The 19,167-nt window shown below is 71.9% G+C and carries 15 protein-coding genes; 10 read left to right on the top strand and 5 right to left on the bottom strand.

Going from position 1 to position 19,167, the window contains the following annotated elements:
* Positions 1-51: 51 nt before the first annotated feature.
* Positions 52-945, top strand: coding sequence for a LysR family transcriptional regulator (locus tag ACFYQ6_RS23950; RefSeq protein ID WP_361577519.1), 894 nt, complete (start codon positions 52-54; stop codon positions 943-945).
* A 43-nt stretch (positions 946-988) separates the two neighbouring features.
* Here ACFYQ6_RS23950 and ACFYQ6_RS23955 read toward each other — a convergent pair whose 3' ends face one another.
* Positions 989-1,999 (bottom strand): chitinase, encoded by a 1,011-nt coding sequence (locus ACFYQ6_RS23955; protein ID WP_388764793.1) that lies wholly within the window; start codon positions 1,997-1,999, stop codon positions 989-991.
* Positions 2,000-2,294: 295 nt separating this feature from the next.
* Between ACFYQ6_RS23955 and ACFYQ6_RS23960 the strand changes: the two genes are divergently transcribed.
* From ACFYQ6_RS23960 to ACFYQ6_RS23970, 3 genes are read left to right on the top strand one after another with little or no spacing between them, the layout of a single operon-like run.
* Entirely contained in the window at positions 2,295-2,717 is a 423-nt protein-coding gene (locus tag ACFYQ6_RS23960; protein WP_361577513.1) for a hypothetical protein, read from the top strand.
* The gene (locus tag ACFYQ6_RS23965; protein ID WP_388764796.1) at positions 2,717-4,969 is read left to right on the top strand and encodes a bifunctional polysaccharide deacetylase/glycosyltransferase family 2 protein; all 2,253 of its coding nucleotides are present in this window, start codon (positions 2,717-2,719) and stop codon (positions 4,967-4,969) included. The genes ACFYQ6_RS23960 and ACFYQ6_RS23965 overlap by 1 nt, the downstream gene beginning before the upstream one ends.
* Entirely contained in the window at positions 4,969-6,042 is a 1,074-nt protein-coding gene (locus tag ACFYQ6_RS23970; RefSeq protein ID WP_388764798.1) for an acyltransferase, read from the top strand. The genes ACFYQ6_RS23965 and ACFYQ6_RS23970 overlap by 1 nt, the downstream gene beginning before the upstream one ends.
* A gap of 212 nt (positions 6,043-6,254) precedes the next feature.
* On the opposite strand, the gene ACFYQ6_RS23975 is transcribed toward ACFYQ6_RS23970, so the two are convergent.
* Both ACFYQ6_RS23975 and ACFYQ6_RS23980 read right to left on the bottom strand, forming a co-directional pair.
* Entirely contained in the window at positions 6,255-8,699 is a 2,445-nt protein-coding gene (locus tag ACFYQ6_RS23975) for an MFS transporter (RefSeq protein ID WP_388764800.1), read from the bottom strand.
* A 200-nt stretch (positions 8,700-8,899) separates the two neighbouring features.
* Positions 8,900-9,343: an SRPBCC family protein gene (locus ACFYQ6_RS23980; protein WP_356740954.1), complete on the bottom strand. Its 444-nt coding sequence runs from the start codon at positions 9,341-9,343 to the stop codon at positions 8,900-8,902.
* Between the two features lie 148 nt (positions 9,344-9,491).
* Between ACFYQ6_RS23980 and ACFYQ6_RS23985 the strand changes: the two genes are divergently transcribed.
* The 3 genes from ACFYQ6_RS23985 (at position 9,492) to ACFYQ6_RS23995 (ending at position 12,856) form a co-directional block, all read left to right on the top strand.
* Positions 9,492-10,523 (top strand): Rv2578c family radical SAM protein, encoded by a 1,032-nt coding sequence (locus ACFYQ6_RS23985; RefSeq protein WP_388764802.1) that lies wholly within the window; start codon positions 9,492-9,494, stop codon positions 10,521-10,523.
* A 126-nt stretch (positions 10,524-10,649) separates the two neighbouring features.
* Positions 10,650-12,236, top strand: coding sequence for an alpha/beta hydrolase (locus ACFYQ6_RS23990; protein ID WP_388764804.1), 1,587 nt, complete (start codon positions 10,650-10,652; stop codon positions 12,234-12,236).
* A gap of 56 nt (positions 12,237-12,292) precedes the next feature.
* Positions 12,293-12,856 carry a GNAT family N-acetyltransferase gene (locus ACFYQ6_RS23995; RefSeq protein WP_361577493.1) on the top strand — a complete coding sequence of 188 codons (564 nt, stop codon included), beginning with the start codon at positions 12,293-12,295 and terminating at the stop codon, positions 12,854-12,856.
* On the opposite strand, the gene ACFYQ6_RS24000 is transcribed toward ACFYQ6_RS23995, so the two are convergent.
* On the bottom strand, positions 12,834-13,406 hold the full coding sequence (locus ACFYQ6_RS24000; RefSeq protein ID WP_361577490.1) for an adenylosuccinate lyase: 573 nt from the start codon (positions 13,404-13,406) through the stop codon (positions 12,834-12,836). The two genes, ACFYQ6_RS23995 and ACFYQ6_RS24000, sit on opposite strands and share 23 nt — an antisense overlap.
* 343 nt (positions 13,407-13,749) lie before the next feature.
* Between ACFYQ6_RS24000 and ACFYQ6_RS24005 the strand changes: the two genes are divergently transcribed.
* Positions 13,750-15,531: a 3-hydroxybutyryl-CoA dehydrogenase gene (locus ACFYQ6_RS24005; RefSeq protein ID WP_361577487.1), complete on the top strand. Its 1,782-nt coding sequence runs from the start codon at positions 13,750-13,752 to the stop codon at positions 15,529-15,531.
* A 91-nt stretch (positions 15,532-15,622) separates the two neighbouring features.
* Positions 15,623-16,438, top strand: a complete 816-nt coding sequence (locus tag ACFYQ6_RS24010; RefSeq protein WP_388764808.1) for a TetR family transcriptional regulator — start codon at positions 15,623-15,625, stop codon at positions 16,436-16,438.
* 63 nt (positions 16,439-16,501) lie between these two features.
* Here the strand turns inward: ACFYQ6_RS24010 and ACFYQ6_RS24015 are convergent, their stop codons facing one another.
* Positions 16,502-17,287: a restriction endonuclease gene (locus ACFYQ6_RS24015; protein WP_361577481.1), complete on the bottom strand. Its 786-nt coding sequence runs from the start codon at positions 17,285-17,287 to the stop codon at positions 16,502-16,504.
* A gap of 534 nt (positions 17,288-17,821) precedes the next feature.
* Between ACFYQ6_RS24015 and ccrA the strand changes: the two genes are divergently transcribed.
* Entirely contained in the window at positions 17,822-19,159 is a 1,338-nt protein-coding gene (ccrA, locus tag ACFYQ6_RS24020) for a crotonyl-CoA carboxylase/reductase (protein WP_388764810.1), read from the top strand.
* Positions 19,160-19,167: the final 8 nt, after the last annotated feature.

The raw sequence follows: 19,167 nt of genomic DNA on the forward strand, positions 1-19,167 counted from the left end.
AGCGGTCCAACAGGAGATTCCGCTCGGATTCATCGCCTAGATTGCTCAATCATGGAACTGCGTCAGCTGGAGCACTTCGTCGCCGTCGCCGAGGAGCAGCACTTCACCCGGGCGGCCGAGCGTCTCGCCGTCTCCCAGTCCGGGCTGTCCGCGTCCGTCCGGGCGCTGGAGCACGAGCTGCGGACGCCGCTGTTCAGCCGTACGACACGCACGGTCCGGCTCACCGAGGCCGGGCAGGCCCTGCTGGTGGAGGCGGAGCGGACGCTGGCGGGGGCCAGGGCCGCGCGGGACGCCGTGGACGCCGTACGCGGACTGCTGCGCGGGACGCTGACGCTGGGGGTGGAGCAGTGCGTGGCCGGGGTCAGCCCGGCGCGGCTGCTCGCGGCCTTCCACCGGGACCATCCGCAGATGGAGATCAGGCTCCGCCAGGAGGGCACGTCCAGCCTGCTGGAGGGGGTGGCCGGCGGCCGACTCGACCTCGCGTTCGCCGCCACCGTCAGTCCGCCCGAGTGGCGGGGCGGGCTCGTGCCGCTGGCGAGGGAGCCGATGGTGGTGCTGTGCGCGCCCGGCCACCGGCTCGCCTCGAAGGGAGCTCCGGTGGCGTGGAGCGGGCTCCAGGGCGAGTCCTTCATCGACTTCCATCCGGACTGGGGGCCTCGCCGGGCGGTGGACGAGGCGTTCGCCGCGGCGGGGGCGCGCCGCACGGTCGCGCTGGAGGTCAGCGACGTGCACAGCCTGCTGGAGCTCGTGCACGAGGGTCTCGGGATCGCGGTGGTGCCGCACCACTTCTCCCGCAAGCCGGAGGCGCGGGGGCTGGTGGCGGTGGAGCTCGACGGCGCGGAGCCGGCGGTGTACGAGAGTGTCGTCGTGCTGCCGCCGGCCGGGGCAATGAGCCCGGGGGCGAGGGCGCTGATGGCCCTGGTCCGGGAGGACCCCCTGCGCTGAACCCGGGTCGCCGGGGCCGTGAGCGGCAGACTCTCCCGGACGCTCAGCCGCCGAGGGCCTCGGCGAACGCCCCCGCTTCCTGGTCGACTCCGCTGCAGGTGTCCGACGCCGTCGTGGTGTCCTCGTCCGCGTCGCACTCCTGGTCGCGGAAGGAAGCCCACAGCGAGAGCGCGCCGACCCCCTGCCGGGTGGCGAAGGTGCGCAGGGAGGCGGCATCGTCGAGGGTGAAGGTCTCCCCCTCGACATCGTTGACCCCGATCATCACCGTGATGTGCAGCGCCTGCCAGGCCGCGTCCCGCGAGAGTCCCAGCACCTCCACGAGCTGGTCGTGGGCGGCCTGGGCGGCCTGCTCCGCGTAGTCGCCCATGTCGCCGGTGTCGGACGTGCTGTAGTTCATCGCCATGATGTTGACCGCCGAGAGGTCGACGCCCTGGTCCACGGCGTCCTCCAGGACGGCGGTCCCGCTCTCCTCCAGCCCGTCGGGCATGACGGGCAGCGTGTAGGTGACGTCGAGGTCGCGGTCCTCCTGGAGCAGGGCGAGGGCTTCGTTGCGGCGGGTGACGGACGCGGCGTCGGTGAGCGCGTCGCCCTCGATGTCGAAGTCGGCGTTGCCGGCGCCGACGGCGTCGAGGACCTCGGCGTAGGCGTCGGCCAGTTCCTCCGCGCTGTCGCAGGCGAGCGCGGCTTCGGTGCCCGCAGCGCCTCCGAAGGAGACCCGGATGTCCGCCCCGCTGCCGGTGAGCGCCTCCGCGCGGGCCGCGACCGCCTCGCTGCCGGCCGCGGTGGTGCCGCCCCAGAGCGGGGTGCAGCCCGACGCGCCGGAGGTGACGAAGGCGAGGTTGTACGTGTCGGGCGACCCGGCGCCGTCGGTGCCGGACGCGGTGGTGGCGCTCACGTACGGGGTGTAGGCGGTCTGTCGCGACGCCGCTGTCGGCGGGGGCGGGGCGGAGCCGTTCGCCTGGTCGGCGACGCCGCCCGTCGCGCAGGCCGAGCACGCGAGGCCGAGTGCGATCAGCCCCGCAACGGCCGAGGAAACGCGTGTGCGCCTTTGCATGACGTGTGTGCACCTGCTTTCGAGGAAGCGCCCGGAGCGGCAGCCGAGATGCTGCCGGGACACCACGAACCTCTCACACGGCAGGCTCGGGCGAAGACACAGCCAACTCATGGAAAGGGCCGTGGAGCCGCCGCCGCTCAGGGGCAACTCCCCTGCTGGAAAGGGTTCGAGGCGCGTCGAGGGCGAGGGGAGCACCCGGCGCACTCTCAGCGGCCCTACAGGTTCGCGGCCGTTTCACAGCGCGCGGCCAGGAAAGCTCCAGACTTCGCACATCAAGGTCGGCCACCATGCGCACATGCAATCCGACCCCGTCATCGAGAAAGACCCGGCGCCGCGCGGCCGGCGCCGGGCACACGCCGGACCGGCCCGCTCGGCGGAGCGGCGCCGTGCCGCCGCACGACCCCAGGAAGGGCCCGTCTTCGTGGACAGCTCCGGGCGCCGGGCCAAGCTGCTGCGCCGCGCGGGCATGCTGCTGGGCATCGTCTGCGTCGGTTACGCCGCCGTCCTGGGGCTCGCCTTCATGGGCGGCATCTCCCTGACCCCCTCCCAGCTGCTCCCCTTCGACGGCGGTCCGGCCGCCGAAGCCGGGCCCGGTGGCGGGGCCCGGCCCGGCTACGGCATGCCCCCGAGCGGCGCGCCGAGCGGCATACCGGCGCCGCCCGCCTCCGGCGGGGCGACTCCGTCCGCCCGGGCCACCACGTCCGGCGAGGCCGGCTGATGGCCGCTCGCCGCCGCCGGCACGCCACGCCGGGCGTGATCGGCCGCGTCGGACGCCAGGCCGTCCCCAAGCCCCGTGTGGTCATGGCGCTGCTGCTGTTGCTGGCACTCGTCTCCGTGATGCTGCTGGACGGGTATCTGCGGGCCGAGGTCGGTGACGACCAGCGGGTGCGTACCGGCGCGTCCGCGGACACGGTGCCCAGCGAGGTCCTGGAGGGCGGACCGCTGCTGAGCTTCCCCGGCGGCACCGCACACACGCAGTCGGTCCCCGACAAGACGATCGTGCTGACCTTCGACGACGGCCCCGATCCCGAGTGGAGCGACAAGGTCATGGACATCCTGGAGGAGAACGACGTCCCGGGCACGTTCTTCCTCGTGGGCTCGATGATCTCGCGCTACCCGGACGTCGTACGCAGGATGGTCGACGAGGGCAACGAGGTGGGGGTCCACACCTTCACGCACGTCGACCTCTCCTACCAGAGCGAGGCCCGCGTCAAGCGGGAGATCGCGCAGACGCAGCTCGCCCTGGCGGGCGCCGCGGGCATCACCACGACCCTGTTCCGCGCCCCCTACTCCTCGAAGACCGACGCGATCGACGACTACAGCTGGCCCGTCTACGAGCGCCTCGGCGCTATGGGCTACACCAGCGTGTTCATCGACACCGACAGCGAGGACTGGCAGCAGCCCGGTGTCGACAAGATCGTCGAGTGGGCGACTCCGGAGGACGGGAAGGGCGCGTCGGTGCTCTTCCACGACGCCGGCGGCGACCGCTCCCAGACGCTGACCGCGCTGCCGAAGTACATCGAGAAGATGAAGGCGCAGGGCTACACCTTCACCACGGTGAGCGGCGCTCAGCAGCAGGACTCCGCGACCCTCGCGGAGGACGGGACCGAGCAGGCCGCAACGGCTCCGGCCGCCGGCCCCGGGCAGCCCGGCGCCGCGCAGGGCAACGCGGAACAGGCCGCCCACCGGAAGGCGGACACGGCGTCCGAGTGGGAGGGCCGCGCCCTGCTGGCGGCGGTCGCGGTGGCGGAGTGGACCGTGCCGGGACTGGCCGTGGTGCTGGGTGTGGTGGGCGTGGCCGTACTCGGCCGCTTCGGCATGATGCTGCTGCTCGCCCGGCGCCACTACCGGCAGCGCAACAGACGCAGGTTCACCTGGGGCCCCGAGGTGACGGAACCGGTGAGCGTGATCGTGCCCGCCTACAACGAGAAGGAGTGCATCGCCAGTACGCTCAACTCCCTTGCCGCCAGCACCCATCCGATCGAGATCGTGGTCGTCGACGACGGCTCGACCGACGGCACGGCGGAGATAGCCGAGGCGCTGGGGCTGCCCAATGTCCGGGTGATCCGGCAGGAGAACGCGGGCAAGTCGGCCGCCCTCAACAACGGTGTGCGCCAGGCGCGTCACGACATCGTCGTGATGATGGACGGGGACACCGTCTTCGAACCCGAGACGGTGGCGCGGCTCGTGCAGCCCTTCGCCGATCCGAGGGTCGGCGCCGTCGCGGGCAACGCGAAGGTCGGCAACCGGTCCACGATGATCGGCGCCTGGCAGCACATCGAGTACGTGATGGGCTTCAACCTCGACCGCAGGATGTACGACCTGCTCGGCTGCATGCCCACCATCCCCGGAGCCATCGGGGCGTTCCGCCGGGATGCCGTCCTGGAGGTCGGCGGCATGAGCGAGGACACGCTGGCCGAGGACACCGACATCACCATCGCCCTGCACCGCGCGGGCCGGCGGGTCGTGTACGCCGAGCACGCCCGCGCCTGGACCGAGGCACCGGCGTCCCTGGGGCAGTTGTGGCGTCAGCGCTACCGATGGAGCTACGGCACCATGCAGGCGCTGTGGAAGCACCGCCGGTCCGTCACCGACCGGGGGCCCTCCGGGCGCTTCGGCCGGGTCGGGATGCCGCTGGTCGTCCTCTTCCAGATCGTCACACCGGTCTTCGCGCCGCTCATCGACGTCTTCACGGTCTACGCGATGATCTTCGTGGACTTCCGTGCCTCGCTGCTCGCGTGGCTGGCGGTCCTGGCCGTGCAGTTGTTCTGTGCGGCGTACGCCTTCCGGCTCGACCGGGAGAAATACAGATATCTGCTGATGCTGCCCCTCCAGCAGCTCGCCTACCGGCAGTTGATGTACCTCGTGCTGATCCACTCCTGCGTCACCGCCGCGACCGGAGGCCGGCTGCGCTGGCAGAAGCTGAAGCGCACCGGCGAAGTGGGCACGCCCGGCGTGGGGGCCTCGTAGTGGGGGGCGCGCACCGCAGGACGGCGCTCGCGCCGTCCCCCGCTGCCGTCACGGGCACCGGCCGTGACCGGTCCTTCGACGTGCTGCGTGCCGTCGCCCTCGTACGGGTGGTGACCTACCACACCTTCGAGTGGCCCTGGCTGGGCTTCGTCTTCCCGTCCATGGGCGTGATGTTCGCCCTCGCCGGCTCGCTCATGGCCCGCTCCCTGGAGCGGCCCGCCTTCGGGGTGCTGCGGAGCCGGCTGCGGAGGCTGCTGATCCCTGTGTGGTTCTTCGGTCTGCTGCTCGGCGTGGCGATGCTGCTGCACGGGTGGGTGCCGGGACCGGACGTCCTGTACTGGGTGCTGCCGATCGGTGATCCGCCCGGTGGCGAGTGGGGCGAGCAGGCCTGGGCGGTGCTCTGGTACCTGCGCGCGTACCTGTGGTTCGTACTGCTCTCGCCGCTGCTCCTGCGGCTGTTCCGGCTCGCCCCTGTCCCGGTGCTCGCGCTGTCGCTGGTGCCCGTCGTGGTCCTGGAGACGGTGTCGGGCGTGCCGGACGGGCGGCTGGGGAGCGCGCTCAGCGACGGGGCGGTGTTCCTGTTCTGCTGGCTGCTGGGTTTCGCGCACCGTGACGGGGTGCTCGACCGGCTGCGCGGGGCGGGGACCCTTGCCGCCGCGGTGCCGCTGATGGCGGTGGGCGCCTGGTGGGCGGTGGGCCACCAGGTGGACGGCAAGGCCGACCTGGACGACATCCCGCTCGCCCAGGCGCTGTGGTCGGCGGGCTTCGTGCTGCTCCTGCTGCGCTTCCGGCCGCGCTTCGACGGGCTCGCACGCCATCGGGTGGCGGACCGGGTCGTCACGGTGTTCAACGCCCGGGCGGTCACGGTCTACCTCTGGCACGAGGTGGCGCTGATGGCCGCCGTACCGCTGATCGACCTGATGTGGGAGGTGCCGGCGATGGAGCGCCATCTGCCGCTCGACAGCCTGTGGTGGCAGTTCGGCGTCGCGTGGGTGCTGATCGCCGCGGCCGTGGCGTGCTTCGGCTGGGTCGAGGACGTCGCGGCGAGACGCGGACCCCGCCTGCTGCCCTGAGCGCGGGCGGGGGGCCGGCCTGTCGCGGGCGCGTGCCCCGGCCGGTCGCCGTCGGTGGTTCCCGGCCCGTCGCCGGGCGAGTGCCCCCGGCCGGTCGACGGCGGCGGTTCCCGGGCGAGTGTCCCCGGCATGGGCCGCCCAGCCCGTCCCGGCCCTCACGGCGCCGCGGTGGGCGTGCGGGGTGCCGCACGCCCGCCGCGTCGCCGTGAGGCTCAGTCCTCGTGGCCCAGTTGGAGATCGCGCTCGGTCCGCCCCCCGCCGGGGAGCTGGAGCACGGTGGCGACCGGCGGATAGCCGGCGGCGATCACGGTGTACTCGCCGGTCGACAGGTCCACGAACCGGAAGGCGCCGTCGGGGCCGGTGGTCAGGGTGTCGACCACGTTGCCCGCCGCGTCCAGGAGGGTGACCCTGGCGTCCTCCACGGCCCGGCCGCCGGGGGCGCGTACGATCCCGCGCAGCACGGCCCCGCCGGCCAGCTCGATGTCCTGCCGGGTCTCCCGTGCGGCCTGCACGCTGACCGGGAGGGCGGCGGGCCGGTAGGCGGGGGCGCTGGCCGCGAGGGTGTACTCCCCGGCCACGAGCTCGCTGATGACATAGGCCCCCTCACGCCCGGTGCGGGTGCTCGCGACCACTTCGCCCCGTACGTCGGTGAGGGTGACCGCGGCGTCCCGGACGGGGGCGCCGTCCGGGGTGAGGACCGCGCCGGCGAGCCGGCCGGCCCCGCCGAGCACCACGTCGAGTTCCACCGGCCGTTCGCCCACCGTGACACTGACGGCCTGCGGCTGGTGGCCGCCGGCCGCGGCGATCAGCACGTACGCCCCCGCCCCGGGCGCGCTCAGCGCGTACCGCCCGTCGTCGCCGCTGGCGCTCCGCCCGACCTGCTGTCCCTGGACGTCGATCAGGGTGAGCGCGGCCCGTGCCACCGTCGTGCCGTCGGGATGCTGGACGCATCCGCGCACCGGAACCCCGGAGAGTGCGCCCGGCCGGGGCGGACTTGGCTCGGTCCGGGCGACGGGGATCGTGGACTGCGTCACGGCCGGATCGGCCGCCGTCTGCGGGGTGTGGTGGGACACCAGCGGTTTCTCCTTGAGGAAGAAGGCGAGGAGCAGGCCGAGCAGGAGCACCGGCACGAGGTAGAGGAAGATGCGGGGCATCGCGTCGGCGTAGGCCTGGATGTACGCGTCCCGCAGCGCGGGCTCCATGGTATGGACCAGCTGGGGAGTGATCGACTCGGCGTCGGGCAGGTCGGCGCCGGACGGGAGGCGCACCCCGAGCGCGTCGGTGAGCCGGCCCGCGAACAGGGTCCCGAAGATCGCGGCACCGACACTGCCGCCGATCTGCCGGAAGTAGTTGTGGGCGCTGGTGGCGGTACCGAGGTCGGAAGGGCGTACGGAGTTCTGCACGGCCAGCACCAGGATCGACATCACCAGACCGATCCCGACGCCCAGGACCGCCTGCCAGATGCCGTACTCCAGCGCCGAGGTCTCGGTGTCGAGGAGGGAGAGCAGCCACATCCCCACGACCGAGACGGCTCCGCCCGCCAGCGGATAGACCCGGTAGCGGCCGGTGCGCGACACCAGCTGCCCGGAGACCACGGAGGCGATGACGATGCCGCCCATCATGGGCAGCATCAGCAGCCCCGACTCGGTGGCGGACACCCCCTCGACCATCTGGAGGTACGTCGGCAGATAGCTGGCCGCCCCGAAGAGTGCGACCCCGACGACCGCGCCCACGAGTGAGGTGACGTTGAAGACCGAGTCACGGAACAGCCGCAGCGGGATGACGGGTTCGGCCGCGCGGTGCTCGACGACGATGAACAGCAGCGTCGTTCCGGCGGCTCCGGCGGCGAGCCCCAGGATGGTCCGCGAGCCCCAGGCGTACTCCGTGCCGCCCCAGCTGGTGAGCAGCACCAGGCACGTCGAGGCGGCGGCGAGCAGCAGCGCCCCCAGCACGTCGAGGCGGGGACGGACGGCCGGCTTGGGCAGCTTCAGTACGAGCGCGATGACGGCGAGGGTGACGATGCCGAACGGCACGTTGATGTAGAAGCACCAGCGCCAGGAGGCGTGGTCGGTGAAGAAGCCGCCGAGGAGCGGCCCGGCCACGGACGCGAGGCCGAAGACCGCCCCGATGAGGCCCATGTAGCGTCCGCGCTCCCTGGGCGGGACGATGTCGGCGATGATCGCCTGGACGCCGATCATGAGGCCGCCGCCGCCGATGCCCTGGACGGCCCGGAAGGCGATGAGCTCGTCCATCGTGCGCGACCAGCCGGCGAGGGCGGACCCGATGACGAAGACGACGATCGCGAACTGGAAGACGCCCTTGCGGCCGAAGAGGTCGCCGAGCTTGCCGTAGATCGGGAGGCCGATCGTGGAGGCGAGCAGATAGGCGGTGACCGCCCAGGACATCTTGTCGAGGCCGTGCAGCTCGCCGACGATCTTCGGCAGGGCGGTGGCGACGATCATCTGGTCGAGCGCCGCGAGCAGCAGGGTGAGCATCAGCCCGAAGAAGACCAGGCGGATCCGGCGCGGGCCGATCGCGTCGGGTGTCGTGGTGGCCCCGGCGGCCGGGGGCGGAGGCGGCGCGTGCCCGGCCGCTCGTCCGGGCGGCCCGTACTCGGTGCCTCCCGGCTCGTCCTTCACCAGAGTGATCCCACCCATGTGACGCTCCCCTCGTCGCAGCTGCGCCGCCCATTTCTCGCATCAGGCGGCAAGGCGGGGCAAACGCGACCGGGCGCACGTACGGCGCGCATGGAGGGCTTATGCGCCGGTGGGAGGCGCTACGGCGCACAACCGGCCACCCCGGAAAACCACCCGTTCCGGTGAGGCCGGCCGTGACGCCAACAGCGCGGGGAACAGGCCTACTTCTCGACCTCGGCGGCGAGGTTCTGCAGCAGCTCGTCGTAGATCCGGCCGAGCCCCTTGGGCGCGAACGTCTTCTCGAAGAAGCCGCCGATGCCACCGGCGCCGTTCCACACGGTCGAGACGACGGCCCGCGACTTCCCCTCGCCCGCCGGGGTGACGGTCCAGGTGGTGACCATCGAGGAGTTGCGGTCCTTCTCGATCAGCTGACCGTCGGTCGGCTCGGTGACCTCGAGCAGGCAGTCGCGGACCCGCTTGCTGGTGGCCTGGAGCTTCCAGTGGACGAGGGTGCCTTCGCCGTCGCCGCCCTCGCGCACCTCGTACTCGCTGAAGTGCCCGGTCAGCACCTTGCCCCGGACCTCCTTGTAGTCGGCCAGCGCATCGAACACCGTCTCTGCGTCCGCCGCGATGATCCGCTCTGTCGTGGCCTCGACCTGCGCCATGCCTGTTCCTCCAGCACTCGGTTGTTCGGGGTGCTGCTGAGCCAACCACCTCGGGTACGGCCCCTCAAAATCGGGCCTCCCGTGCCGCCGCGCACGATCAAGGGAACACATGTTCTATTCTCTGCGGAGTGCTACCAAGGAGGCGTCCATGCGCTGGGACAATCTGGCAGAGAACACCGCAAAGGCGGGTAACGGCGCGCTCTTCGCCGCGGACGCGGTCACCACGCGCACCTTCGACACGCCTGAGTTCCGGGGAATCACCTTCCACGAGATACGGGCACGCTCGATCGTCAACCGGGTTCCCGGGGCCTCCCGCATGCCGTTCGAATGGACCGTGAACCCGTACCGGGGCTGTTCCCACGCCTGCGTCTACTGCTTCGCCCGCAAGACCCACAGCTATCTGGACCTGGACACCGGTCTCGGCTTCGACTCCCAGATCGTCGTGAAGGTCAACGCCGCCGAACTGCTGAGCAGGCACCTGGCCTCCCGCCAGTGGCAGGGCCAGCACATCGCGATGGGCACGAACGTCGACTGCTACCAGCGCGCCGAGGGCCGCTACCGGCTGATGCCCGGCATCATCGGGGCGCTGCGCGACCACGCCAACCCCTTCTCGATCCTCACGAAGGGCACGCTGATCCTGCGCGACCTCGAACTGCTGCGGCAGGCCGCCGAGGTGACCGAGGTCGGCGTGTCCGTCTCCGTCGGCTTCACGGACCAGGACCTGTGGCGCACGGTCGAGCCGGGCACCCCCTCCCCCCAGCGGCGCCTGGACGTCGTACGCGCCATGGCCGACAACGGGATCGGCTGCGGGGTCCTGATGGCCCCGGTCATCCCTTTCCTCGGCGACCACCCCGACCAGCTGCGCGCCACGGTCCGCGCCGTCGCCGCCGCCGGGGCGACCTCGGTGACGCCCCTCGTCCTCCATCTGCGGCCCGGCGCCCGCGAGTGGTTCATGCAGTGGCTCACCCGGCACCACCCGCACCTGGTGCCACGGTACGAACGGATGTACGCGGACGGGGCCTACGCGCCGACCTGGTACCAGCGCGGCATCACCCGCCGGGTGCACGAGCTGGCGGCCGAGTACGGGATCGGCCCCGCCGACCGGGGCGGCGCCCGCCGCATTCCACGGGAGACTCCGGAGCCCCTCGTCGGGGGGCCCACCCAGCTGAGCCTGCTCTGACCGCGCGGGCCGGGCTCATCAAACGGGTCAACTCTCCGAAGAACATGTCCTCCCGCCCCCGGATCCGGGGAGCATGCCGCGGGGGCTGTGCCATCCACAGCCGTGTTCCCCACCACGGGAGGCCATATGACGAAACGTGCAGGAATCCTGGTCGCCGTCGGCGCCACGGTCGCGGGTCTGGTGACCGCCGCGCCGTCCACCGCGTCCGCCGGACCGGTCACGGCCGGCCCGGGGGCCGCCGCGCCGCTCACGTGGAAGGGCTGCGGCACCAAGTCCTATCCCGCCCTCCAGTGCGCGACGGTGCGCGCCCCGCTCGACCATGACGACCCGTCGGGCAGACAGATCACCCTCGCCCTCTCCCGTGTCCCGCACACGGCGAAGACCTCACAGGGGCCGCTGCTGGTCAACCCCGGCGGCCCCGGGGGCAGCGGGCTCTCGATGGCGGGCTTCGTCGCCGCCTCCCTGCCCGCGAAGGTCGCAGCGCAGTACGACGTGATCGGGTTCGACCCGCGCGGGGTCGGGAAGAGCAGGCCCGCTCTGGACTGCGTACCGAAGTACTTCGCGCCCGTACGCCCCGACACCGTGCCGGACTCCTACGAGGCCAAGAAGACCGCACGGAACAGGGCCGCCTCCTTCGCCGCGGCGTGCGGGGAGAAGCACGGCGACCTGCTGCCCTTCATGGACACCGTCAGCGCCGCGAAGGACCTCGACGTCGTCCGCCGGGCCCTCGGCGCGGACCGGATCAATTACTTCGGCTACTCCTACGGCACCTACCTGGGCGCGGTGTACGCCAAGCTCTTCCCCGAGCGCGTCCGCCGCCTGGTCCTGGACTCGATCGTCGACCCGGACGGTGTCTGGTACGAGGACAACCTCGGCCAGGACCACGCGTTCGACGCCCGCCACAAGGCCTTCGCCGCCTGGGTGGCCAGGAACGACGCGACCTACGGGCTCGGCGGCGACCCCGCCGAGGTCGAGGCGGCGTGGTACCGGATGCGGGACGCGGTCAAGAAGCATCCCGCGGCCGGCAAGGTCGGACCGGGCGAGCTCGAGGACACCTTCATGCCGGGCGGCTACTACAACGGCTACTGGCCGCGCCTCGCCGAGACGTTCGCCGCGTACGTGAACGAGGGGGACCAGGAGGCGCTCGCCACCGCGTACGAGGACTTCGGCGCCGTCGACAGGAGCGGTGACAACGGGTACTCCGTCTACGCGGCGGTGCAGTGCCGCGACGCCGCCTGGCCCCGGACCTGGAGCAGCTGGCGCAACGACACCTGGCAGGCACACCGCAAAGCGCCGTTCATGTCCTGGAACAACACCTGGTACAACGCCCCGTGCGCGACCTGGCCGGTGGAGCCGCTGGAGCCCGTGCGGGTCACCAACGACGCGATCCCGCCCGCGCTGCTCTTCCAGGCCACCGACGACGCGGCCACCCCGTACGAGGGCGGTGTCACCATGAGCCGCCGCCTCAAGGGCTCGGCCCTGGTCGTCGAACAGGGCGGCGGCAACCACGGCATCTCGCTGAGCGGCAACGACTGCCTGGACGCGTACCTGGTGGACTACCTCACCGACGGCACCCTCCCGGGCGGCAGCAGCGGCGGCAGCGCGGACGCGGTCTGCGAGGCCCTCCCCGAGCCGAAGCCCACACCGGCCACGAAGGCGGGCGCGAACACGAAGGGCAGCACCCTGCACGGGCTGCTGGGCTTCCGCGGCTGACGAGCGGCTGAGAAATACCGGGCCCCACGCCGGTGGCGTACGCCAGGATGGGCCGCATGACCACACGGCCCACTCCCGCGTACGCCCCCGGCGTGCGTGTGCGCACCATGGCCCTCGACGACTGCGCGGCCGTGGCGGAGATTCGCGTACGCGGCTGGCAGACGGCGTACGCCGGGGTGATCCCGCAGGCGTATCTGGACGCGATGGACGCGGCGCAGGACGCGGAACGGCGCCGGGCGCAGCTCACGGCCGGAGGCCGGACCGTGCACCTGGTCGCCGAGGCGCCGGACGCCACGGTGACCGGCTGGGCGTGTCACGGCCCCTGTCGCGACCAGCCGGGGCTGCCGGGGCGGGGCGAGCTGTACGCCATCTACGTGCACCCCTCCCGGACCGGCAGAGGCACGGGCCGCGCGCTCCTGGCCGAGGCGAGCACCCGCGCGTCGGCGGACGGATTCGGCGAGCTGGCGCTCTGGGTGCTGAAGGAGAACGCGGGGGCACGACGCTTCTACGAACGGGAGGGCTTCCTGCCGGACGGCGCGGAGGAGGCGTTCGAGGCCGGTGGCGCCCTGGTGCCGGAGGTCCGCTACGTGCGCGGCCTCACCCCTCCGGCAGCCGGCTGAGCGCCTCCGCCGCCGCCGCGCCGAGGCGGGGGTGCGGCAGCGCCGCCTCCAGGACCGGGCGGGCCCTGGGGTCCCCCAGGCTGCCCAGTCCCTCGACACAGGCCAGGGCGACGCGCCAGTGCGGCTCGTCCGGGATGAGCAGCCGGTGCAGGGTGCTGACCAGCGCGGGCACCGACTCGGGGGCGCGCAGGGCGGTGAGCAGCCGTACGGGGTGCAGGGCGTAGGCCGTACGCAGGCCGTTGGTGGCCAGGGCCGCCGCCGCCCGGGGCGTCCGGGGGTCACCGAGGAGCCGCAGGGCGTGGGCGGCCGACACGCAGCGTTCGGGATCACGGTGGTTGAGCAGGAGGACCAGCGCCTCGAAGGCCCGTGGGTCACCTCCGCAGCCGAGCCGGAAGGCCGCTATCTCCCGGGCCCAGAGCGGGCGTTCGCGCTCCACGAGGACGGCGGCCAGCTCCTCGTCGTCCTCGGTGGCGAGCAGCCGCCGGAAGACCTCCGGCTCACCGGCCTCGGCGCCGAGCCTGTCCGTAAGCGAGCGGAACTCCTCATCCATGACGCTGAGTTTAGGGTGACGAACGCACCGTGTTCGCGGAACTGTGTGCCAGCGCACAGACGGCCAGGGCTGGCGCGCTCGTTACTCGCCGGTTAATCTCAAGTGAGCGGGAGACACACCCGCCGGCTCCGGTGGCCTGGTGACGCAGCCACCCGGAGTGCTTGTCGGTTCGGCAGTTCGTGAGACGTGGCTCGGGACAGAGCCCGTCACCTTCCCCCCGGTGTGCCGAGTGCCCCGGGACCGTGCACCACGACACGCAATTCCCGCACACCGAGCGCCCGTTGGTTTCCCACTCGCGCGCCGCCGTGCTCCTCACAGTCGTCACTCACCCTGGAGTCCCGTGATGGACACCCCGCTCAGCACCATTGCCGTCGTCGGCCTCGGCACGATGGGAACCGGCATCGCCGAGGTCCTGACCCGTGCGGGCCGCGAGGTCATCGGCATCGACGTCAGCGAAGCCGCGGCCCGCCAGGCCGTCGCCTCCCTGGAGGCCTCCACCGCCCGTGCCGTGCTCCGTGAACGGATCACGGAGCAGGAGCGGCGCGACATCCTCGCCCGGTTCCGCACCTTCTCCGATCTCCAGGCCGCCGCGGACGCGGAGCTGGTCATCGAGGTGGTGCCGGAGAACTACGAGATCAAGCAGCAGGTCTTCCGGGAGCTCGACGCGGTGGTCTCCCCCACGGCGATCCTCGCGACGGGTACCAACGCCCTGTCCGTGACCCGGCTGGCCGCCGAGTCGCAGCACCCGGAGCGGGTCCTCGGCCTGCACTTCTTCAATCCGGCACCGGCGATGAAGCTGGTCGAGGTGGTCTCCTCCGTCCTGACGGCCCCGCCCGCCGTGGAGAGCGTCACCCGGCTCGCCCGTGAGCTGGGCAAGGAGCCGGTCGCGGTGGGCGACCGGCCCGGTTTCGTCGCCGACGGACTGCTCTTCGGCTACCTCAACCAGGCCGCCGCGATGTACGAGGCGAACTACGCCTCCCGCGAGGACATCGACGCCGCCATGAAGCTGGGCTGCGGGCTGCCGATGGGTCCCCTGGCCCTGCTCGACCTGATCGGCATCGACACGGCACGGACGGTTCTGGAGGCCATGTACGCGGCGTCCCACGACCGCCTGCACGCCCCCGCCCCGGTGCTGGGACAGCTCAGCGAGGCCGGGCTGACCGGCCGGAAGGCCGGCCGTGGCTTCTACACCTACGACGCCCCCGGCAGCCCGGCCACGGTGCCGGACGCGCTGACGCCGGTGGACAGCGCGGGCACGGTCGCCGGGCGCGCGGTCTCCTCGGTCGGCGTGGCCGGGTCGGGGACGATGGCCTCGGGAATCGCCGAGGTCTTCGCGAAGGCCGGGTACGCGGTGGTGCTGGCCGCACGCAGCCAGGAGAAGGCGGACACCGCCAAGGCGCGGATCGCCAAGTCGCTGGGGCGTTCGGTCTCCAAGGGGCGGCTGACGGAGGAGGCGCGGGACGAGACGCTCGCCCGGATCACGGCGGCGGGCTCCCTGGACTCCTTCGCGGACGTCGATCTCGCGGTCGAGGCGGTGGCCGAGGACCTGGAGATCAAGCGGGAGCTCTTCGCCACCCTGGACAAGGTCTGCAAGCCGGGTGCGGTGCTCGCCACCACCACCTCGTCGCTGCCGGTCGTGGCCGTCGCCCGGGTGACCTCGCGCCCCCAGGACGTCATCGGGATGCACTTCTTCAACCCGGCGCCCGCGATGAAGCTGGTCGAGGTGGTCCGCACGGTGCTGACCGCCGACGATGTGCACGCCACTGTCCGCGAGGTCTGCGTGAAGGTGCGCAAGCACCCGGTGGACTGTGGCGACCGGGCCGGGTTCATCGTGAACGCGCTGCTGTTCCCCTACCTCAACAACGCGATCAAGATGGTCGAGGAGCACTACGCAACGCTCGACGACATCGACGCGGCGATGAAGCTGGGGGGCGGCTACCCCATGGGCCCGTTCGAACTCCTGGACGTGGTCGGCCTGGACGTCTCGCTCGCCATCGAGAAGGTTCTGCACAGCGAGTTCCGCGACCCGGGTCTGGCTCCGGCGCCGCTGCTCGAACACCTGGTGGCCGCCGGCTGCCTCGGCCGTAAGACGGGGCGCGGCTTCCGCGAATATGCCCGCCGCTGACCCGGGGGCCGGGTGGGGCGGGTTGCTGGGGCCCTCGGGCGACCCGCCCCCACAGGCGCACTCCCCCGCACCGATGGGTTACGTTCACCTCATGGTCCAAGCCGCCAAGTCCCCCCGTTCCTCCGCCGCGACGGACGCCCCGGAGAGTGCCGCAGGCACCCGGGCCGCCGCCCAGCGGCTCAAGATGCGCCGCGAGCTGGCGGCGGCGGCGATGGAACTCTTCGCCACCAAGGGATACGAGGCGACGACGGTCGACGAGATCGCCGGTGCCGCGGGGGTCGCCCGGCGCACGTTCTTCCGCCACTTCCGCTCCAAGGAAGAGGCCATCTTCCCGGACCACGACGACACCCTCGTCAGGGCCGAGGCCGTCCTCAACGCCGCACCGGCGCACGAGCACCCGCTCGACACCGTGTGCCGCGGCATCAAGGAAGTCATGAAGATGTACGCGGCGAAGCCGGCGGTGTCCGTGGCGCGGTACAAGCTGACCCGCGAGGTACCCACGCTCCGGGAGGCCGAGATCGCTTCGGTGGCCCGCTACGAACGGCTCTTCACGCGCTATCTGCTGGGCCATTTCGACGAGCGCGACCACCATGTGGGCAACGACGACCCGCTTCTCGCCGAGGTGGCCGCCTCCGCGGTGGTGACCGCGCACAACCACGTGCTGCGGCGCTGGCTGCGGGCCGACGGGCACGGCGACGTGGAGGCCCAGCTCGACCACGCCTTCGCGATCGTCCGGGAGACCTTCGGCACCGGGATCGGGGCCGGCCGGACCGCGGGCTCCGAGCCCGCGGCGGCCCCCGCGGCGTCGGTGTCCACGGAGGGCGAGGTCCTGGTCGCGGTGGCCCGTACGGACGCGCCCCTGGACGAAGTCATGCGGACGATCCAGCGGGCTCTGAAGGAGCACTGAGGAGCACCGGGCCCGGCGGGCCCTGAAGGAGCACCGGGCGCGGCGAGCAGGACCCCCCGCCGGTCAGCCTTCGGCCGGCTGTACGGTCGCTTCCGCGTACCAGGGCGGGGGCGCGGCCCCCTCGCTCCACGCGGTGAGCTCGTCGAGAGCGACACAGATGATGCCGCACTGCTCGGCGTACTCCAGCGCCGGTTCGGTGAAGTCCCCCGTGGTCACCACGACGGCGGCCTCGGCACCGTGGACCGCGTAGCAGGTGCCGCCGAACCGCTGGAGATCCTGCGATCCGACCTTGTTGCCGTCCGTGTACCTCTTGCACTGCACGACCAGCCGGCGTCCGTCCGGGGTGGTGGCGACCACGTCCGCGCCCAGGTCGCCCGCGCCTCCGACGACCTCGGCGTCCGGGCAGCCGTCGCGGCGGCAGAGCGCGGCCACGGCCTCCTCGAAGTCGTACGGGTCCATGGCCGCGTAGTCGACCGGACGGACAGGCTCGGGCGCCGGGCCTGTGCCCTCGGTGTCGATGCGGCCGGCACCGGCAGGCTCCTCCAGTGCGGGCTCCTCCAGGGCGGCGTCCACGACCTCGTACGCCGCTGCTACCGCTGCCGCCGCCGCCTCGGCCGCGGCCCTGCGCCCCCGCCGCACACGCAGGAGCGCGACCACTCCGGCCACGAGCGCGGCGAGGGAGAGCCCGGCGAGCACCGGATGCCGCTCGGCGGTCGCCAGGGCGGCGCGGACGGCCAGACCGGCACCGCAGACCAGGAGGGCGAGGAAGACGAAGCCCACGGCCGTACGCCGTAGGTCGAACGAGCGCCCACGGACCCTGCGCCCGCCTCTGCGTATGCGTGTACCCATCCCGCGCCCACCCCTGTTCCGTCGAACGGCTACTTCAAGATCACTTTCGTGTGCCCCGGGCCGGGCCGTTGACGCGCCGGACGAACCGGTGAGCTCCGCGCGGGCGCCTGCCGGGCGATGACCGCCCACGGGGCACGACGACGCCGTACGTGTATCGCACCGCGCCATCGCCTGCGCGGAAGTGGGATCAACACGGCATACCACCCATGATGTTGCTCATGCGTGCCTACGAGATGACAACTGAGAGAAATTGTTGGCACTGGGTGCCTTGCCACCTGTCACGCAGTGCCATACGTTGAAGGTGTCCGGGCGGCCGGCGTGCAGAGATCTCTCGTACGCCGGCTGTCCCCGCGAACCACGTGTCCGCGCGCCCGGGCGCCTGCGTCACAGGCAAACCCTTCTGCTCCACCGAGCAGGCCCCAGCACCACCCGCCGAACCGACGGCACACCTCCACACCGCACCGCACCCCTGCCCACAGGGGTACTTCGAGCGTTCCCTCGACGCCGGAAACCCGATCTGCCGGAGGCATCACCGTGAAGGAAATCCTGGACGCGATCCAATCGCAGGACAGCACGGCCGCTGATTTCGCGGCCCTGTCCATCCCCGAGTCGTACCGCGCGGTGACCGTGCACAAGGACGAGGCCGAGATGTTCACCGGCCTCGCCAGCCGCGACAAGGACCCCCGCAAGTCGCTGCACCTCGACGAGGTGCCCGTTCCCGAGCTCGGCCCCGGCGAGGCGCTCGTCGCCGTGATGGCCAGCTCGGTGAACTACAACTCCGTCTGGACCTCGATCTTCGAGCCGGTCTCGACCTTCGGCTTGCTGGAGCGCTACGGCAGGCTCAGCGAGCTCACCAAGCGCCACGACCTGCCGTACCACGCCATCGGGTCCGACCTCGCGGGCGTCGTCCTGCGCACCGGCCCGGGCGTCAACGCCTGGGCCCCGGGCGACGAGGTCGTCGCGCACTGCCTCTCGGTCGAGCTGGAGTCCTCCGACGGCCACAACGACACGATGCTCGACCCCGAGCAGCGGATCTGGGGCTTCGAGACGAACTTCGGCGGCCTGGCGGAGATCGCACTCGTCAAGTCCAACCAGCTGATGCCGAAGCCGAAGCACCTCAGCTGGGAGGAGGCCGCGGCTCCGGGCCTGGTCAACTCGACCGCCTACCGCCAGCTCGTCTCACGCAACGGCGCGGGCATGAAGCAGGGCGACAACGTCCTGATCTGGGGCGCGAGCGGTGGGCTCGGTTCCTACGCCACGCAGTTCGCCCTGGCCGGCGGCGCCAACCCGATCTGTGTCGTCTCCAGCCCCGAGAAGGCCGACATCTGCCGGTCGATGGGCGCCGAGGCGGTCATCGACCGCAACGCGGACGGCTACAAGTTCTGGAAGGACGAGCGCACCCAGGACCCGAAGGAGTGGAAGCGCTTCGGCAAGCGCATCCGCGAGTTCACCGGCGGCGAGGACATCGACATCGTCTTCGAGCACCCGGGCCGCGAGACCTTCGGCGCCTCGGTCTACGTCACCCGCAAGGGCGGCACCATCACCACCTGCGCCTCGACCTCGGGCTACATGCACGAGTACGACAACCGCTACCTGTGGATGTCGCTCAAGCGGATCATCGGCTCGCACTTCGCCAACTACCGCGAGGCGTGGGAGGCCAACCGCCTGATCGCCAAGGGCAAGATCCACCCGACGCTCTCCAAGGTCTACTCCCTCGAGGACACCGGCCAGGCCGCGTACGACGTCCACCGCAACCTCCACCAGGGCAAGGTCGGCGTCCTCGCCCTCGCCCCCCGTGAGGGCATGGGCGTGCGCGACACGGAGCTCCGCGAGCAGCACATCGACGCCATCAACCGCTTCCGCAACGTCTGAGGTCCACG

Source organism: Streptomyces sp. NPDC005494 (assembly GCF_042872025.1).
GTDB lineage: Bacteria > Actinomycetota > Actinomycetes > Streptomycetales > Streptomycetaceae > Streptomyces.

What these genes read in the sequence shown, in the direction of transcription:
- ACFYQ6_RS23975 (WP_388764800.1), bottom strand. Translation starts at nt 8,699, where the DNA reads ATGGGTGGGATCACTCTGGTGAAGGACGAGCCGGGAGGCACCGAGTAC.
- ACFYQ6_RS24010 (WP_388764808.1), top strand. Translation starts at nt 15,623, where the DNA reads ATGGTCCAAGCCGCCAAGTCCCCCCGTTCCTCCGCCGCGACGGACGCC.
- ACFYQ6_RS23960 (WP_361577513.1), top strand. Translation starts at nt 2,295, where the DNA reads ATGCAATCCGACCCCGTCATCGAGAAAGACCCGGCGCCGCGCGGCCGG.
- ACFYQ6_RS23980 (WP_356740954.1), bottom strand. Translation starts at nt 9,343, where the DNA reads ATGGCGCAGGTCGAGGCCACGACAGAGCGGATCATCGCGGCGGACGCA.
- ACFYQ6_RS23985 (WP_388764802.1), top strand. Translation starts at nt 9,492, where the DNA reads ATGCGCTGGGACAATCTGGCAGAGAACACCGCAAAGGCGGGTAACGGC.
- ACFYQ6_RS23995 (WP_361577493.1), top strand. Translation starts at nt 12,293, where the DNA reads ATGACCACACGGCCCACTCCCGCGTACGCCCCCGGCGTGCGTGTGCGC.
- ACFYQ6_RS23990 (WP_388764804.1), top strand. Translation starts at nt 10,650, where the DNA reads ATGACGAAACGTGCAGGAATCCTGGTCGCCGTCGGCGCCACGGTCGCG.
- ACFYQ6_RS23950 (WP_361577519.1), top strand. Translation starts at nt 52, where the DNA reads ATGGAACTGCGTCAGCTGGAGCACTTCGTCGCCGTCGCCGAGGAGCAG.
- ACFYQ6_RS24000 (WP_361577490.1), bottom strand. Translation starts at nt 13,406, where the DNA reads ATGGATGAGGAGTTCCGCTCGCTTACGGACAGGCTCGGCGCCGAGGCC.
- ACFYQ6_RS24015 (WP_361577481.1), bottom strand. Translation starts at nt 17,287, where the DNA reads ATGGGTACACGCATACGCAGAGGCGGGCGCAGGGTCCGTGGGCGCTCG.
- ACFYQ6_RS23955 (WP_388764793.1), bottom strand. Translation starts at nt 1,999, where the DNA reads ATGCAAAGGCGCACACGCGTTTCCTCGGCCGTTGCGGGGCTGATCGCA.
- ACFYQ6_RS24005 (WP_361577487.1), top strand. Translation starts at nt 13,750, where the DNA reads ATGGACACCCCGCTCAGCACCATTGCCGTCGTCGGCCTCGGCACGATG.
- ACFYQ6_RS23965 (WP_388764796.1), top strand. Translation starts at nt 2,717, where the DNA reads ATGGCCGCTCGCCGCCGCCGGCACGCCACGCCGGGCGTGATCGGCCGC.